This is a genomic window from Mycobacterium sp. pV006, assembly GCF_041287115.1.
Lineage (GTDB): Bacteria > Actinomycetota > Actinomycetes > Mycobacteriales > Mycobacteriaceae > Mycobacterium.
Window position 1 is genome coordinate 84,000 of sequence record NZ_JBGGKT010000007.1, and the last position, 14,772, is coordinate 98,771.

The window sequence follows — 14,772 nt, forward strand, 5'->3', positions numbered from 1 at the left end:
CGCCCCGATTATCCGCGCGGGACGGCGCCCCCAGGCGCGAGTAGACAAATCCCCCGATCTGTTGACACCTGTATGCATGCGCTGTTCGATGAGGCTGTGACCTACGACACGATCATCAGCGGAGCCCGCTGGTTCGACGGCAACGGCGGTCCTTCGGCCGTGCGCAACCTCGGTATCCGCGACGGCCACGTGGTCGCGATCAGGGCCGACGCCCTCGACGCCACCGGCTGCCGCCAGGTGATCGACGCGCGCGGCAAGTGGGTGCTGCCCGGCATGATCGACATCCACACCCACTACGACGTGGAGGTGCTCGACGGCCCCGCGCTGTCGGAATCGCTGCGCCACGGCGTCACCACCGTGGTGGTGGGATCCTGCTCGCTGTCCACCGTGCACGTCGACCCCGTCACCGCAGGCGACATCTTCGGCCGGGTCGAGGCGATCCCCCGCGACCACGTCATCTCCGCGGTGCAGCGCCACCAGAACTGGTCCGGACCCGAGGACTACATCGACTCGCTGGAGGCGCGGCCGCTGGGCCCCAACGTCGCGGCGTTCCTCGGCCACTCCGATATGCGGGCGGCGACCATGGGCCTCGACCGCGCCACGCGTTCCGAGGTGACGCCCTCCCCCGGTGAGCAACTCCGGATGGAGCGCATGCTGGTCGACGCGCTGCGTGCCGGATTCCTCGGCATGTCGTCGATGGAACTGCGCTTCGACAAGCTCGACGGCGAGGTGTGCCGGTCCCGCACACTCCCGTCGACCTATGCCCACCGGACCGAACGACGCCGACTGGCCGCTCTGCTGCGCCGCTCGGGCCGTGTCCTGCAGTCCGCGCCCGACATCGAGAACCCCGCCAACATCGGAGTGCACCTGCTGCGGTCGCTGGGGCTGGGACGTGCCCCACTGAAGACCAGCCTGCTGTCGGCAGCCGACGTCAAGACCAACCCCCTGGCCTGGCGGGCGCTCGGTCCGATGGCGCGGCTGGCCAACCGGCTGGGCGGCGACTTCCGCTGGCAACACCTGCCGGTGCCCTTCGAGGTGTACGCCGACGGCATCGACTTCGTCATCTTCGAGGAGTTCGGATCCGGCGAGGCCGCGCTGCACCTGAAGGACGAACTCGAACGCAACGACATGCTGCGCGACCAGGACTACCGCCGCCGGTTCCGCAAGGACTACGAGAACAAGCTCGGCGTCCGGGTGTGGCAGCGCGACTTCTTCGACGCCGAGATCGTCGGCTGCCCAGACGCTTCCGTGGTCGGCAAGTCCTTCGGCCAGGTGGGTCGCGAGCGCGGCGACATCCACCCGGTCGACGCATTCCTGGACCTGGTGGTCGAACACGGAAAGTCGTTGCGCTGGCGCACCACGATCTCCAACCACCGGCCGGCTGCACTGCGTGCGATGGCCGTCGATCCCGGCCTGCAGATGGGTTTCTCGGACGCGGGCGCCCACCTGCGCAACATGGCGTTCTACAACATGGGACTGCGGCTGCTGCGTCATGTGCGCGACGCCGAACGGGCCGGCACACCCTTCATGACGGTCGAGCACGCGGTGCACCGGCTCACCGGGGAACTGGCCGACTGGTACCGCATCGACGCCGGCCATCTGCGCCTCGGTGACCGCGCCGACCTGGTCATCGTCGACCCCGAACACCTGGACGGCACGCTCGACGACTACGCCGAAGAGGCCGTCGACATCTACGGCGGGCTGTCCCGCATGGTCAACCGCAACGACGACACCGTGTCTGCGGTGTTCGTCGGCGGCCGGGCGGTCTTCACCGGCGGAAAGCCGACCGGCGTGCTCGGCCGGCGGCGCACCGGACAGTTCCTGAGGGCCGGCGAGCACACCCCCGCCCTCGCGGCTCAGGAAGGAGAACTGGCCGATGTCAGCTGATCTCGAGGCCACGGTCACCGGCATGTGGGCCGCCCTGTCGGCCCGCGACTGGGACGGCGTGCAGACGTTCCTGTCCCCGGACTGCATCTACCTCGACGTGCCGGTCGGGCCGGCCGCAGCCGCCCGTGGTCCCGCCGACATCGTCAAACGGCTCAAGATCGGCATCGAACCGCTGGCGGCCTACGAGAACTTCCCCGGCCTCATGGTGACCAACGGCACCGACGTGATGTACGAGCACAGCGAGCAATGGCGTTGGGACAGTGGTGAATCCGCACTTCTGCCGTTCGTGTCCGTACACCGGGTAGAAGGCGGCAAGATCACGCTGTGGAAGGACTACTGGGACATGGCCGGTCTGGCCAACCACGCGCCCCCGACCTGGCTCGAGGACTTCGCCAACGCTGACATGTCCTGGATGTTCGACGCGACCGGCCTGGTCTGAGAGGAAGTCCCATGCTCGATGTGAAGATCACCGGCGGAACCGTCGTCGACGGTACCGGCGCGCAACGGTTCCGCGCCGACGTCGGCGTCAAGGACGGTCGCATCATCGAGGTGCGCCGCCGCGAGGGCGACGATGCCGGGCTGCAGACCGAGGCCGCCGAGACCATCGACGCGACCGGTCGGATCGTCGCTCCGGGATTCGTCGATGTGCACACGCACTACGACGGACAGGTCAGCTGGGACGAGACGCTGGAACCGTCGAGCCTGCACGGGGTGACCACCGTGGTCGGCGGCAACTGCGGCGTCGGGTTCGCGCCGGTTCGGCCCGGCCGCGAACAGTGGCTGATCGAGCTGATGGAAGGGGTCGAGGACATCCCGGGATCGGCGCTGGCCGAGGGCATTACCTGGCAGTGGGAGAGCTTCCCGGAGTATCTGGACGCCATCGACAAGCGTCAGTTCGCCATCGACTACGGGACCCAGATCGCCCACAGCGCCGTGCGCGGCTACGTGATGGGTGAACGGGGCGCGCGCAACGAGGACGCCACCGCCGAGGACATCGACGCGATGGCGCGGATCGTCAGAGAAGGGATCGAGGCTGGGGCGCTGGGCTTTTCGACGTCACGCACGGAAGCCCACCGTGCGCTCGACGGCACCGTGATGCCGGGAACCTACGCCGTCGAGGCGGAGCTGCTCGGGCTGGGCCGGGCGATGGCGGCCGGTGGCCAGGCGGTCTTCGAGTGTTCCCCGGCCGGCACCGCGGGCGAAAACGACGCAGCCTCGCTGACCGAACTCGATCTGCTGACCCGCATCGCCGAGGACATCGACAGACCTGTGTCGTTCACGCTGCTGCAGACCGGAGGTGCGCCGACGCTGTACCGCGAGCAGCTCGACCGCATCGGCAAGGCGCACGACAACGGGATCGCGGTGTACGGCCAGTTCGCGGCGCGTCCCTTCGGGATGCTGTTCGGATTCCCCGGATATCACGCCTTCACCCACCGGCCCACCTTCCGCGCGCTGAAGGCGCAGCTCGGGCCGCAGGAACTCGCCGCCAAGTTGGCCGAGCCCGCGGTGCGCGCGGCGATCCTCTCCGAGAGCGACCTTCCGCCGCAGCCGATTCCGCTGTTCGACGGGCTGTTCGCGCTGGTGCAGTACTCCCTCGACCGGATCTACCCGATGGGCAATCCGCCCGACTACGAGCCGACGCCCGACATGACGGTCGCCGCGATCGCTCAACGGACCGGCGCCGACCCGTTGGCCGTGCTCTACGACCTGATGCTCGAGGACAACGCGACGGCCATGCTGATGCTGCCGTTCTTCAACTACGCCGACGGCAACCACGACGCGATCTACGAGATGATGTCGCACCCGGGCACCGTGTCGGGCCTGTCCGACGGGGGCGCGCACTGCGGGCTGATCTGTGATGCGTCCTATCCGACGTTCCTGCTGACCCACTGGGCGCGCGACCGCCACCGCGGACCCAAGTTCTCGCTGGAGACCGTGGTGCGCAAGCAGACCCTGGACACCGCAACACTTTTCGGACTGTCCGACCGTGGTGTGATCGCGCCGGGCAAGAAAGCCGACATCAACGTCATCGACATGGCGGCGCTGCAACTGGACGTGCCGAAGATGGTCTACGACCTGCCCGCCGGCGGCCGGCGGCTGATCCAGAGCGCGTCGGGCTACGACGCGACCGTGGTCAGCGGCGTGGTGACCCGCCGGCACGGTGCCGACACCGGTGCCCGCCCGGGCCGGTTGCTGCGCGGGGTGCGCTGAACTACAGGGTGATCTTGCAGCTCTGCCCGATGTCGAGGGTGCGCAGCATCCGTCCCATGCCCACCCACATCGCGCACGAGATGGCCAGGTCGGTCAGCAACTCGTCGTCGAAATGCTCTGCGGCGCGGCGCCAGAAGTCCTCGTCGTCGCGCAGGCCGGTGTGGTCGGTGGCGAAGCGATGCGCGAACTCCATCGCGATGCGTTCGGCGTCGCTGTAGCCGGGCCAGGTCCGCCACTGCGTGGCGTAGTCGTAGAACTCCTCGGTGATGCCGTTGTCCTCACCCTGCGAGTCACGGGTGTTCTGGCAGACCACACACTCGTTGGCGTAGGCGATCACGATCCGGGCCGCCTCGCGCACCCGCATGGGCAGCCGGCTCTTGGTGTAGACGGCGTTGGTGAACTCGGCCATCGCGGCCCCCAGATCGGGTGACTTCACGGCGAATCCGGTCACGTCGTCGTCGGCGAAATCTCCGATACGGCTCATGTCCCGCATGGTAGCCGCGTCACCGGGCGGCGGCGGCCAGTTGCGTGCGGTCGTCCTCCCAGTCGCGCTGCACGAGCAGGCGCTGGGCGATCTTCTCCAGCGCAGCCTCGACCTCGGCGCGGTCGGGCCGGCCTTCGAAACCCGGTGAACTCTCCAGCTTCGCGATGATCCTGCTGACCAGCGCCGCGGACGTCGCGTCGACCTGCCGGGCGCCGGATTGCGTCAGCCACAGTTGATCACCCGTGCGCAGGGCGTGTCCGCAGTCGACGAGCCGGTCGAACGTGGGCTCGAGCACCTCCGGTGGCACCCGCAGCCGCTCGGCCATCTCGGTCAGTCGGGCCGAGCCGAATACCTGGCTCTGCCGGTAGATCTGGATCATCGCCCACAGCAGGGCCACGTCGGATTCGCAGCCGCAGGTGCCGGCGATGCTGCGCAGCCGAATGTCGGGTGACTGCCGGATCAGGCGGGCCACGGAGGTCTCGAGCATTTCCTCGGGCGTGTCGGAGGTGGGCATCGCGAAGCCCTCCCCCATGTCCAGTGCGCCGGCGGTCTCGATGTCCTGCAGCGGCACCTGCTTGAGCATCAACGCCACGATGAAGCCGAGAGCGGCGACGGGCGCCGCGAAGAGGAACACCAGACCCAGCGAGTCCGCGTAGGCGGTGACGACGGGTGCGGCGACGGCGTCGGGCAGTCGGTGCAGCACCTGGGGGGACTCGCCGGCCGCCGGCGGAGCGCCGCCGGCGGCCAACGCCGGCGCGATGCGCGCGTCGAGGAAGTTGGCGAACAGCGACCCGAAAATGGCCGCGCCGAACGAACTTCCGATGGTGCGGAAGAACGTCACCCCCGAGGTGGCCACGCCGAGGTCGGAGAACTTCACCGTGCTCTGCACGATCAGGATCAGCACCTGCATGCACATCCCGATCCCGGTGCCGAGGATGAACAGGTAGGCGCTCTGCTGCAGCATCGGCGTCGTCTGGTCCATGCGGGACAGCAGCAGGAAGCCGAGCACCATCACCGCGGTGCCGACGACCGGGAAGATCTTGTACCGGCCCGTGCGACTGACCAGCACCCCGCTGCCCATCGAGGTCAACAGCAGGCCGGCCACCATCGGCAGGGTGCGCAGCCCGGACTCCGTGGCCGACACGCCGTCGACGAACTGCATGAACGTCGGCAGGAAGGTCAGCGCGCCCAGCATGGCGAAGCCGACGATGAACGACAGGATGCAGCACACCGTGAACACCGGGCTGGCGAACAACCGGATGGGCAGGATCGGTTCGCGTGCCCGCAACTCGACGCGCACGAAGGCCGCCAGCGCGAGGGCCGACCCGGCGAACAGGCCGATGATCGTCGGGGAGGACCACGCGAAGGTGCTGCCGCCCCAGCTCGTGGCCAGCGTCAGCCCAGAGGCGCCCAGGCCGATCAACGCGATACCGGCGTAGTCGATGACCGGCCGGCCGCGTCGCTGCAGCGCCGGAATGGTGGTCAGTGCCACGATCAGCACGACGATGCCGATCGGCACGTTGATCCAGAACGCCCACCGCCAGCTCAGGTGGTCGGTGAAGTAGCCGCCCAGCAGCGGCCCGATGACGGTGGTGACGCCGAAGACCGAACCCAACGCGCCCTGATAGCGGCCCCGGTCGCGCAGCGGGATTACCTCGCCGATCAGCGCCGCGGCGGTGACCATCAGCGCGCCGCCGCCGATGCCCTGCAGCGCCCGCGACGCGACCAGCATCCCCATCGACGAGGAGATGCCGCACAGGACCGAACCGATCAGGAAGAACACGACGGCCGTCGCGAAGACGATCTTGCGGCCGAACAGGTCCCCGAGCTTGCCGACGATCGCGGTGGCGATCGTCGAGGCCAACAGGTAGCTGGTGACCACCCACGCCTGATGACCGGCACCGCCGAGGTCGGCGGCGACCGTCGGCAGGGCCGTGGCCACGATCGTCTGATCGAGTGCCGCGAGGAACATGCCCAGCACGACGGCGACGAAGATGACGTTGCGCCGCTGCGGGCTCACCGGTGTGGGTTCTGTCGGCTCCGCCGTCGCGGGGCGCGCTTCGGGAGAAGCCGTCATACCTGCCTTCCTGCTCGAGCGTGAACTTCGCTCGGACTATCGTTAGATAGCCTATGGAAGTTACGCCGGTCAGGAAGCTTTCATTCCCGTGGGGTCGGGGGTCGAACCGTCACTTCGGGGGACGCGACACGCACTGGGCCATGTAGAGCTCCTCGCCGAGCTTGCCCATCAGCTCGAGCTGGGTCTCGAGATAGTCGATGTGAAGCTCCTCGTCGGCGAGGATTTTCTCGAACAGCGTCGCGGTGGTGGCGTCGCCCTTCTCGCGGCACATCTGGATGCCCGGCTTGAGGCGGGCCACCACCTCGTACTCCACGGCGAGGTCGGCCTCGAACTGCTCGCGCAGCGTCTGTCCGACGCGCAGCGAGAACAGACGCTGGTAATTCGGCAGGCCGTCGAGCAGAAGAATTCTGTCGGTGATGTGCTCCGCGTGAATCATTTCTTCGATGGATTCTTTGCGGGTGTGTTCGGCCAATTCGGTGAAGCCCCAGTTTTCTTGCATCTTGGAATGCAGGAAATACTGATTGATCGCCGTCAGTTCACTGGTCAATTGCTCGTTGAGCAATTTCAGAACCTCTGGATCGCCTTGCATGACCGCTCCTATACGCGTGGTGGGCTGATCGCGTGCGCTATCTACACGGGCTGTGTGTGAACACTTCCAATCTAGTCCAGAAAGCCGGCGATGTCGCCGCCATTTCCGGTGTCGCAGCGGGAATTTCGCGCGGTGGACGCTCGGACTGACGCGCTTGGACCTCGAATCCGGACCCAACTCTGGACTGCCTAGGCTAAGTAAGGTTAGACTTCGCTAACCCTTCTGCCCGGTCGAGATAGGTAAGGATATCCAATGGGTGACTACGGTCTGCACTCATTCATTCTTGCCTGCGATTTCCGTGTCGACGACGTCGACCGGATGTGGAAATGGTTGAAGAAACAACGCGATGCGCTGGCGCGAATGGGTGCTCACCACGTCGTGTTGTACGAATCGATCTGGGAACCGCGCCGGGTGTTGACCACGATCGGGATCAGGCAGGCGAATTCCATTCGAGAAGTGCTCCGCTCACCGGCGATTTTCGAATTGTTCGACATTTCCGGTGCCGAGGACATTCCACCGATATTCGGTGGCGAGGTGGTCGAGAAGATCGACATCAGCGGTCCCCGCTCCGAGCGACACGTCGGCCGGGTCGTGGTGGGCGTGGTCTCCTCGGTCGACGACGTGCCGACGCTGATGGTCAAGATCCACGACGGCCTCGAACGCTTCAAGGCCGGCGGAGTCCGCAAGATCTGGGTCTACCGGGCGCTCGACGACGGTCAGGAGGTGTTGATCCTGCAGGAGATCGAAGACGAGGCCAAGGTGCGCCAGTGGATCGAGCACCCCGACGCCGCCGCGGAATGGATGACCAACGCAGGGATGGGCCCCTACCCCACGCGCTTCGTCGGCCGCTTCGCCGACCTGATGAGCGTCGGCGAACCGAGTTAGCCACCACCATGTTCGTCTGCCTGTGCACCGGGACCACCAGCCACACCGTCACCGAGGTGGTCGCCAACGGTGCGCGCACGTCCCGGGAGATCGCCGAGGCGTGCGGTGCCGGGGGCGACTGCGGCCGGTGCCGCCGCACCCTGCGCGCCATCATCGAGGCGCACTTCGCCGAGCGCGCGCCCGATCGGGTCACCGGCTAGCTTTCGCGTTTACCGGTGAATTCAGCCAGGGCCGCGGCATTCGCCGCGCCGCCCAACAGTTCCGCGAACGCCGCGTTCTCGAACTCGGTCGCCGCGGCCATCCCGGCCCGGAACGGTTCGACAACCGCCTTCTTCACCGCCACCAGACTCGGGATGGACCGGGCCGCGAGGATGTCTGCATGCCGGCGCGCCTCGGGCAGCAACTCGTCGGGCTCGCAGATCTTCCACGCGATGCCCATCCGGTGCGCCTCCTCGGCGTCGACCCACTCCGAGGACAGCAACATCCAAGCCGCGTTCTGGCGACCGATCAACTGCGGCAGCAGGTAGGACGACGCCGCCTCGGGTGCCACCCCCAGGCTGGTGAACGGACACTTCAACCGCGCGGTCGTGGACATGAACACCAGGTCGGCGTAACCGAGGATGGTGGTGCCGATGCCCACCCCGACGCCGTTGACCGCGCAGATCAGCGGCTTGGACAGCGCGGTGAGCGCCTCGATCATCGTGGCGAAGTGGCTGCCGTTGGTGGTCAGGGACCCGTCGGCGATCCCGGCCGCCATCTCTTTGAGGTCGTTGCCCGCGCTGAACGCGCGGCCGGCGCCGGTGAGCAGCACGACGGCGACGTCGGGATCGGCGTCGGCGTCGCGCAGCGCGGTCGCGGTGGCGAGGTAGAGCGCCTCGTTGAACGCGTTGAGCGCCTCGGGACGATCCAGGACGAGGGTGCGGACGCGGTTGTCGTCGCTGATCTGCAGGCTCACGGCTGCACTGTATCCGCGCGCCGGAACGGGTCCCGCACCATATAGCGACTCGTCGGGATCGTGTCGACGTCGCGGTCGGCGCCGAAAGCCGCGGTGCTGGCGAGCATTCGTGCCATCCGGTCGCGCAGGTCGTCGTCGTCGGCGGCGCCGAAGAACGCGTGCAGGTCCGCCGTCGCCTCGATCGGGAACAGCTCCTCGACGATCGCCGACACCGCCGGAGCGCCGGCGGTCAGCGGGCGCACCACGGTGTTCTGCACGTATCCGAACGTCGACTGCGTCTCGATCGCGACCGGCGTGTGGTCACCGTGCCACCGCGCCAGCCAGGTCGACACGGCCATGTCCGCGGGACGCCGCAGCAATGCGATGTTCGCCAGCCCCGGGGTGCGCCGGCCGGGCTCGGTCGACGGCGGCGTCAGCGGAACCGACTCGGTGACCAGGTACGCCGCCGCCTCATCACACATGGCGGCCAGAAGTGTTGTGGCAGAGGTCATCTGCTCGCCGTAGTACTGCTCGGTCCACAAGCTGACCACCGCGACGACCGGAGGATCCAGCGTGGTCAGCGTCATCAGCGAGTCGGTGACCACCGCATCGCGGACATGGATCGTCAAACCCGGGACCCCGAGGGCGCAGAGGTCGGCCGCCACCTCGGTCCGCAACCGCTCGCACCACGGCTCGTCGGGCAGCGCGCCACGCAGCGTGACGATGACTTTCTCCACTCCGGTCAACCTAGCGGGCCAGAATGGAGGCGTGGACATGGGCCGCGCACTTCGTCCGGTGATGCCGGACCCGGTACTGGTGCGATGTCTGCTCGCGGTCGCCGTGGTGACTCTGGTTGCGGTGCTGTGGGGGCCCGCGGGATCGGCCACCGCGGTGGGAGGCGCGGCGGCGGTCGCCGGCGCGGCTGCGCTACGGGACAGTCCGCGCAACCGGATCCCACTGGTGGTGGGGATCTCGGTCCTGCTGGGCGCGGCCGTTCTGCTGGGCTCCGCGACGGCGGCCTACCCGTGGATCTTCGTGGCCGTGGTGGCGGTGTGGTGTTTCGGTGCGGCGATGCCGTGGGCGCTGGGCACCAACGCGGGGCTGACCACGACCGCGTCGGCCGCGCTGCTGGTGATCGCCGTCCCGGAGACGCCGAGCTGGTCGACGACGCTGGGTACCGCCGGGCTGGCGGTCCTCGGCGGACTGCTGCAGGCCGGACTGGTCGCGGCGTTCCCGCCGCGCCGGTGGCTGCGCCAGCGCGACGCTCTGACCGCGGCCTACCAGTCGCTGGCCGACGACGCACGGGCCTACGCGGTCACCGACCGGCACCCGCCAGAGCGCGACGACTCCGCGTTGGTCACCCTGCGGTCGGCGTTCGCCGACCTCGACGGCCAACCCCGACGCCGACCCGCCCAGTACCGCAGCTGGTATGCGCTCCCGGAACAAATCTCGGCGAGCCTGCGTGAGCTCGCTGCCGCCGACGGGATGACAGCGGTCCTCGAGGCCGCCGCGGACACCCTGGCCGCCGTCGCCGACAGCGGATCCGACGCGGGCCCGCGCGCCGACGCCGCGATCCAGCGGCTGGACGGCGCGGTCGAGCAGATCGACGGCGCGCACGCCCCTGCCGCGCAACGCCTGGCGGTGCAGTGCCACGAAGCCGTCGCGATCCGGCTGGGCGACTTCGTGCCGTCCACGCCCGACATCGTCCGGTTGCGCCGCCCCGAACTGCGGACCTCGCTGAGGGCCGCGACCCAACTGATGCGCGACCACATCCGTTGGCGATCACCGGTGTTCCGGCATGCGCTGCGGTTGGCGGGGGCCGTGACATTCGCCGTCGCGCTCGAGCGCTACGCCGACGCCGTGCACAACCCGTGGCTGCCGCTTGCGGTGCTTCTGGTGCTGCGACCCGAAACCGCCCACACCTACACACGTTGCGCCGGCCGGCTGGCGGCCGCGGTCGTGGCGCTGGCCGTCACCGCATCGCTGCTCGCGGCACTGCACCCGCCGGCCGTGCTGATCGCGGCGGTCGCGGTGCTGATGATCGGCGTCACCGTCGCGGTGGCCCACCACGGCTATCTTGCGACGACCGCGGCGCTGGTCACGGCGGTGGTGTTCCTGCTCGCCGTGTCCGACGTCGGCACCGCGCCGCCGGTGACCGAACAGGTGCTCGGTGTCCTGGTCGGTGGCGCGCTCGCGGTGCTCGCGCACGTAATCCTGCCCGACGACGAACTCACGCGCCTCGAGCAGCGCGCCGGTGAACTCCTCAAGACCGAGATCGACTACGTCACCACCGTCATCAAGGCCTACCTGCACGTGCTGCCCGCGCCGTCGGAGACGCTGGCGACGGCGTGGCAGCGGGCGTTCCGGGCGCGCGCGGCGTTCGAGGCCGCCTGTGGGGCGGCCCGTCTGGAGTCCCGGGAACTACGCCACTGGCTGCGCGCATACCGCACGGCGCTCAACGGGATCACCGCGTCGTGCAGCACGTTGGAGACCGATCTGCCCATCTCTCCCCCGATGGTCCACAACAGCGAGTTCTTCCTGGCGGTCGACGCCTACCTCGAGTCGTTGAGCGGTGATCCGCCCACCCCGGACACCCCGTGGGTCATCGACACCACCGAGTTGAACGCCGCGGACCGGCGGTTGCGCGACGCGGTGCCGCGCCACGGCCTGGACAAGGCGTCGGCGCGCGTGCTGGCGGCCGAAATCGGGGCGATCACACGCAATCTGACGACCATCGCCGTCACTGCCGGGCCCACCGCGGCTCGATGAACACGCCCTCGGCCCGCACCGTCGGACCGTCTTCGTCGGCGATGTGCCCCTCGGCGTAGGTCTTCACCCCGTCGGTGCGGGTGAGGCGTGCGACCAGGTGCAGCGGTTTGCCCAGCGGGGTCAGCCGCAGGTACCGCAGAGTCAGCGTGCCGGTCAGTCGGTGGACGTCGGGGGCGCTCACCGCCTCGCCCAGCACATGGTCGAGCAGTTCGGCCGACACCCCGCCGTGCACGTGGCCCGGCGGGCCTTCGAAGGCGGCTCCGAGCACGAAGTCGCTGCGCACCGACCCGTCGGCCAACCGCCGCACCACCAAGGGTGGCGCGGTCGGGTTGCGGACCCCCACCACCGCGTTCCCCCACGGCATCGGCTCGCCCTCGGCGCTGTAACGGATGCCGAAGGAACCCGGGCGTTGCGCGCTACGCAGGCGTCGCGTCGCGGACTCGATGTCGGCGATCGAGGCCCTGACCTGTTCGGGGCCCACCTCGGTACGGATCGAGGCGTCGATCAGGTCGCGTACCGCCTCCGTCAGCGGCTCGTAGCAGGCCCGCAGGCGTGCGACGTCGTCGGCGCCCAGATCGTCGACGCGGGTGTACTCCAGCATCTTCTGACTAGACCACGATCCGCCCGCCCCCTGTCGCGGTGGGGTGGGAAACTCGAGAGCATGGCCGTCACCGACTCCGACCTGATCCACTTGCGCCGATGTGTCGAACTCGCGCGCACGGCCCTCGACGGTGGTGACGAGCCGTTCGGGTCGCTGCTGGTCGACGGGCGCGGCGTCGTCCGGTTCGAGGACCACAACCGGGTCCAGCACGGCGACGCCACCCGCCACCCGGAGTTCGAGATCGCCCGCTGGTCGGTGACGCAGCTCAGCGTCGAGGAGCGGGCCGCGGCCACCGTCTACACCTCCGGGGAGCACTGCGTGATGTGTGCCGCGGCGCATGCGTGGGTAGGCCTCGGACGCATCGTCTACGCGGCGTCGACGGCGCAGCTGACCGGATGGCTGCAGGAGTGGGGCGCGCCCCGCCCACCCGTCGCGCCGCTACCGATCACCGACGTGGCACCGGGATGCGACGTCGACGGTCCGGCAGACGAGCTGACCGAGGAGATGAAGGCGTTGTAGGCGAGAGCGTTTCGGCCATGACCGAACCGGCATGGGTCCAGCACACCCTCTGGTGGCATGTCTATCCGTTGGGATTCGTGGGCGCCCACCCCGCCGAGTCGCCGCCCGGTCCCGACGAGCACAGGTTGCGTCGCCTCGTCGACTGGCTGGACCACGCCGTGGAACTGGGGGCCTCCGGGCTCGCGCTCGGTCCGATCTTCGCCTCCCGCACCCACGGTTACGACACGACCGACCACCGGCGCATCGACCCGCGGCTGGGCACCGAAGCCGACTTCGACCACCTCGTCGCCGAGGCGCGCAGGCGTGGTCTGCGGATACTGCTCGACGGCGTCTTCAACCACGTGGGAACCGATTTCCCGCGGCTGGCCGCGGCCTCCCTGGAATCGGACTCCTCGTGGTTCCGGTTGCGCGGCAACACGTTCGACACGTTCGAAGGGCACGACGAGCTGGTCGTGCTCAACCATGCCAACCCCGAGGTCGTCGACTACACCGTCGAGGTGATGTGTCAGTGGTTGGCGCGCGGTGCCGACGGCTGGCGGCTCGACGCGGCCTACGCGGTGCCCGACCGGTTCTGGGCGCAGGTCCTGCCGAGGGTCCGGGAGCGGTTCCCCGAATCGTGGTTCGTCGGCGAGGTGATCCACGGCGACTACGCCGCGCGCGTGGACGACTCGGGGTTCGACTCGGTGACCCAGTACGAGTTGTGGAAGGCCGTCTGGAGCAGCCTCAACGACGCGAACCTGCACGAATTGGACTGGGCGCTCAAGCGGCACAACGACTTTCTCGAGTCCTTTGTCCCGATGACGTTCATCGGCAACCACGACGTCACCCGCATCGCGAGCCGGCTGACCGACCCCGCCCACGTCGAGCACGCCCTGGTGGTCCTGCTGACCACCGCGGGCACGCCCAGCATCTACGCCGGCGACGAGGTCGCCTACCGGGGCGTGAAGGAGGAACGGTTCGGCGGCGACGACGCGGTGCGGCCCGAGTTCGGCGCACCCTTCGAGGGTGTCGGCGAACACGGCCATCAGATCTTCCGCGCCCACCAGCACCTGATCGGACTCAGACGTCGCCACCCGTGGCTGCACACGGCACGGACCGTCCCGCTGCGGGTCACCAACACCGGATACGTCTATCTGACCCGGAACGGTGACGACGCGCTCGTCGTCGCGCTCAACGTCGACGACGAGCCACTGCCCTTGTCGCTCAACGAATTCGGGATTAGCCGAGCGCAGGTGGTCGCCGGGTCCGGGGCGCCGCCGAACGAGGTGGTCACCGACACCGCGGTCCCGGGTCAGGGCTGGCTGATCCTGGCGCCGCGGCACTAGCCGTCGCCGAGCAGCGCCACCGTCGCGGGATCCTCCACGCCGTCGTAGAACGTCGCGAGCACCGAGCGGAACTCCGCGGCGTCGTCACCGGCGGCCCGGGCGAACAACGTCATCGACGAGCGCACCTTCAGGTCGTCGGGCGAACCCAGGATCTCGGTCGCCGATCGGTCGGTGTGGGCGGCCAGGGCGCGGGCACACTCGCGTAGCCGCGGTCCCAGCACCGGGTGGGCCAGATAGGCCCGCGCCTCGGCGAGCGACACGATGCCGTATCGCGTGGCGGTGGAACTGCGCCCCAGGCCACGCAACTGCGGGAAGATGTACCAGATCCAGTGGCTGCGTTTGGCGCCGGCGCGCAGTTCGCCCAGCGCCGTCGAGTACGCCCGTTGCTGCGCGGAGACGAATCGTTCGAGGTCGTGCGGGTCCCGGTCGGTGGCGGCGGACACGGAAAGCAATCCTGCTCCCCTGCGTCCGACGAGTCCAGCCCGAGTCCT

General features: G+C 68.8%; 15 protein-coding genes. 8 read left to right on the forward strand and 7 right to left on the reverse strand.

Features of this window, described 5'->3' with window-relative positions; translation table 11 throughout:
* The first annotated feature begins 72 nt into the window (after positions 1 to 72).
* Genes ACAG25_RS12965 through ACAG25_RS12975 form a run of 3 tightly spaced genes read left to right on the forward strand, consistent with a single transcriptional unit; the run spans position 73 to position 4,098 of the window.
* Positions 73 to 1,887 (forward strand): amidohydrolase family protein, encoded by a 1,815-nt coding sequence (locus ACAG25_RS12965; protein ID WP_370488856.1) that lies wholly within the window; start codon positions 73 to 75, stop codon positions 1,885 to 1,887.
* Positions 1,877 to 2,326, forward strand: a complete 450-nt coding sequence (locus ACAG25_RS12970; RefSeq protein WP_370488857.1) for a nuclear transport factor 2 family protein — start codon at positions 1,877 to 1,879, stop codon at positions 2,324 to 2,326. Before ACAG25_RS12965 ends, ACAG25_RS12970 begins: the two co-directional genes overlap by 11 nt.
* Positions 2,327 to 2,337: 11 nt before the next feature.
* Positions 2,338 to 4,098 carry an amidohydrolase family protein gene (locus tag ACAG25_RS12975; protein WP_370488858.1) on the forward strand — a complete coding sequence of 587 codons (1,761 nt, stop codon included), beginning with the start codon at positions 2,338 to 2,340 and terminating at the stop codon, positions 4,096 to 4,098.
* A gap of 1 nt (position 4,099) precedes the next feature.
* On the opposite strand, the gene ACAG25_RS12980 is transcribed toward ACAG25_RS12975, so the two are convergent.
* The 3 genes from ACAG25_RS12980 to bfr form a co-directional block, all read right to left on the reverse strand.
* Complete coding sequence (locus ACAG25_RS12980; protein WP_370488859.1) at positions 4,100 to 4,582, reverse strand: carboxymuconolactone decarboxylase family protein; 483 nt, start codon at positions 4,580 to 4,582, stop codon at positions 4,100 to 4,102.
* A gap of 19 nt (positions 4,583 to 4,601) precedes the next feature.
* Positions 4,602 to 6,659 carry an MDR family MFS transporter gene (locus tag ACAG25_RS12985; protein WP_370488860.1) on the reverse strand — a complete coding sequence of 686 codons (2,058 nt, stop codon included), beginning with the start codon at positions 6,657 to 6,659 and terminating at the stop codon, positions 4,602 to 4,604.
* Between the two features lie 109 nt (positions 6,660 to 6,768).
* Positions 6,769 to 7,248, reverse strand: coding sequence for a bacterioferritin (gene bfr / locus ACAG25_RS12990; RefSeq protein WP_370488861.1), 480 nt, complete (start codon positions 7,246 to 7,248; stop codon positions 6,769 to 6,771).
* 252 nt (positions 7,249 to 7,500) lie between these two features.
* Here bfr and ACAG25_RS12995 point away from each other — a divergent pair, with 252 nt between their 5' ends.
* Both ACAG25_RS12995 and ACAG25_RS13000 read left to right on the forward strand, forming a co-directional pair.
* The gene (locus ACAG25_RS12995; protein WP_370488862.1) at positions 7,501 to 8,133 is read left to right on the forward strand and encodes a fatty-acid--CoA ligase; all 633 of its coding nucleotides are present in this window, start codon (positions 7,501 to 7,503) and stop codon (positions 8,131 to 8,133) included.
* Between the two features lie 8 nt (positions 8,134 to 8,141).
* Positions 8,142 to 8,333, forward strand: coding sequence for a bacterioferritin-associated ferredoxin (locus tag ACAG25_RS13000; RefSeq protein WP_370488863.1), 192 nt, complete (start codon positions 8,142 to 8,144; stop codon positions 8,331 to 8,333).
* Here the strand turns inward: ACAG25_RS13000 and ACAG25_RS13005 are convergent.
* Positions 8,330 to 9,088 carry an enoyl-CoA hydratase/isomerase family protein gene (locus tag ACAG25_RS13005; protein ID WP_370488864.1) on the reverse strand — a complete coding sequence of 253 codons (759 nt, stop codon included), beginning with the start codon at positions 9,086 to 9,088 and terminating at the stop codon, positions 8,330 to 8,332. The two genes, ACAG25_RS13000 and ACAG25_RS13005, sit on opposite strands and share 4 nt — an antisense overlap.
* Entirely contained in the window at positions 9,085 to 9,804 is a 720-nt protein-coding gene (locus ACAG25_RS13010) for a hypothetical protein (protein WP_370488865.1), read from the reverse strand. The genes ACAG25_RS13005 and ACAG25_RS13010 overlap by 4 nt, the downstream gene beginning before the upstream one ends.
* 37 nt (positions 9,805 to 9,841) lie before the next feature.
* Between ACAG25_RS13010 and ACAG25_RS13015 the strand changes: the two genes are divergently transcribed.
* On the forward strand, positions 9,842 to 11,836 hold the full coding sequence (locus ACAG25_RS13015) for an FUSC family protein (protein ID WP_370488866.1): 1,995 nt from the start codon (positions 9,842 to 9,844) through the stop codon (positions 11,834 to 11,836).
* On the opposite strand, the gene ACAG25_RS13020 is transcribed toward ACAG25_RS13015, so the two are convergent.
* Positions 11,808 to 12,437: a PaaI family thioesterase gene (locus tag ACAG25_RS13020; protein WP_370488867.1), complete on the reverse strand. Its 630-nt coding sequence runs from the start codon at positions 12,435 to 12,437 to the stop codon at positions 11,808 to 11,810. The genes ACAG25_RS13015 and ACAG25_RS13020 overlap by 29 nt on opposite strands.
* A gap of 60 nt (positions 12,438 to 12,497) precedes the next feature.
* Here ACAG25_RS13020 and ACAG25_RS13025 point away from each other — a divergent pair, with 60 nt between their 5' ends.
* Both ACAG25_RS13025 and ACAG25_RS13030 read left to right on the forward strand, forming a co-directional pair.
* Positions 12,498 to 12,956 carry a nucleoside deaminase gene (locus tag ACAG25_RS13025; protein WP_370488868.1) on the forward strand — a complete coding sequence of 153 codons (459 nt, stop codon included), beginning with the start codon at positions 12,498 to 12,500 and terminating at the stop codon, positions 12,954 to 12,956.
* A gap of 17 nt (positions 12,957 to 12,973) precedes the next feature.
* Positions 12,974 to 14,281: an alpha-amylase family protein gene (locus ACAG25_RS13030; protein WP_370488869.1), complete on the forward strand. Its 1,308-nt coding sequence runs from the start codon at positions 12,974 to 12,976 to the stop codon at positions 14,279 to 14,281.
* Here the strand turns inward: ACAG25_RS13030 and ACAG25_RS13035 are convergent.
* Positions 14,278 to 14,724, reverse strand: a complete 447-nt coding sequence (locus ACAG25_RS13035; RefSeq protein WP_370488870.1) for a DUF1810 domain-containing protein — start codon at positions 14,722 to 14,724, stop codon at positions 14,278 to 14,280. The genes ACAG25_RS13030 and ACAG25_RS13035 overlap by 4 nt on opposite strands.
* Positions 14,725 to 14,772 lie beyond the last annotated feature (48 nt).

Bases quoted from the DNA above. Each gene is read 5' to 3' on its own strand.
- ACAG25_RS12965 (WP_370488856.1), top strand. From the start codon at position 73: ATGCATGCGCTGTTCGATGAGGCTGTGACCTACGACACGATCATCAGC.
- ACAG25_RS12970 (WP_370488857.1), top strand. From the start codon at position 1,877: ATGTCAGCTGATCTCGAGGCCACGGTCACCGGCATGTGGGCCGCCCTG.
- ACAG25_RS12975 (WP_370488858.1), top strand. From the start codon at position 2,338: ATGCTCGATGTGAAGATCACCGGCGGAACCGTCGTCGACGGTACCGGC.
- ACAG25_RS12980 (WP_370488859.1), bottom strand. From the start codon at position 4,582: ATGAGCCGTATCGGAGATTTCGCCGACGACGACGTGACCGGATTCGCC.
- ACAG25_RS12985 (WP_370488860.1), bottom strand. From the start codon at position 6,659: ATGACGGCTTCTCCCGAAGCGCGCCCCGCGACGGCGGAGCCGACAGAA.
- bfr (WP_370488861.1), bottom strand. From the start codon at position 7,248: ATGCAAGGCGATCCAGAGGTTCTGAAATTGCTCAACGAGCAATTGACC.
- ACAG25_RS12995 (WP_370488862.1), top strand. From the start codon at position 7,501: ATGGGTGACTACGGTCTGCACTCATTCATTCTTGCCTGCGATTTCCGT.
- ACAG25_RS13000 (WP_370488863.1), top strand. From the start codon at position 8,142: ATGTTCGTCTGCCTGTGCACCGGGACCACCAGCCACACCGTCACCGAG.
- ACAG25_RS13015 (WP_370488866.1), top strand. From the start codon at position 9,842: ATGGGCCGCGCACTTCGTCCGGTGATGCCGGACCCGGTACTGGTGCGA.
- ACAG25_RS13020 (WP_370488867.1), bottom strand. From the start codon at position 12,437: ATGCTGGAGTACACCCGCGTCGACGATCTGGGCGCCGACGACGTCGCA.
- ACAG25_RS13025 (WP_370488868.1), top strand. From the start codon at position 12,498: ATGGCCGTCACCGACTCCGACCTGATCCACTTGCGCCGATGTGTCGAA.
- ACAG25_RS13030 (WP_370488869.1), top strand. From the start codon at position 12,974: ATGACCGAACCGGCATGGGTCCAGCACACCCTCTGGTGGCATGTCTAT.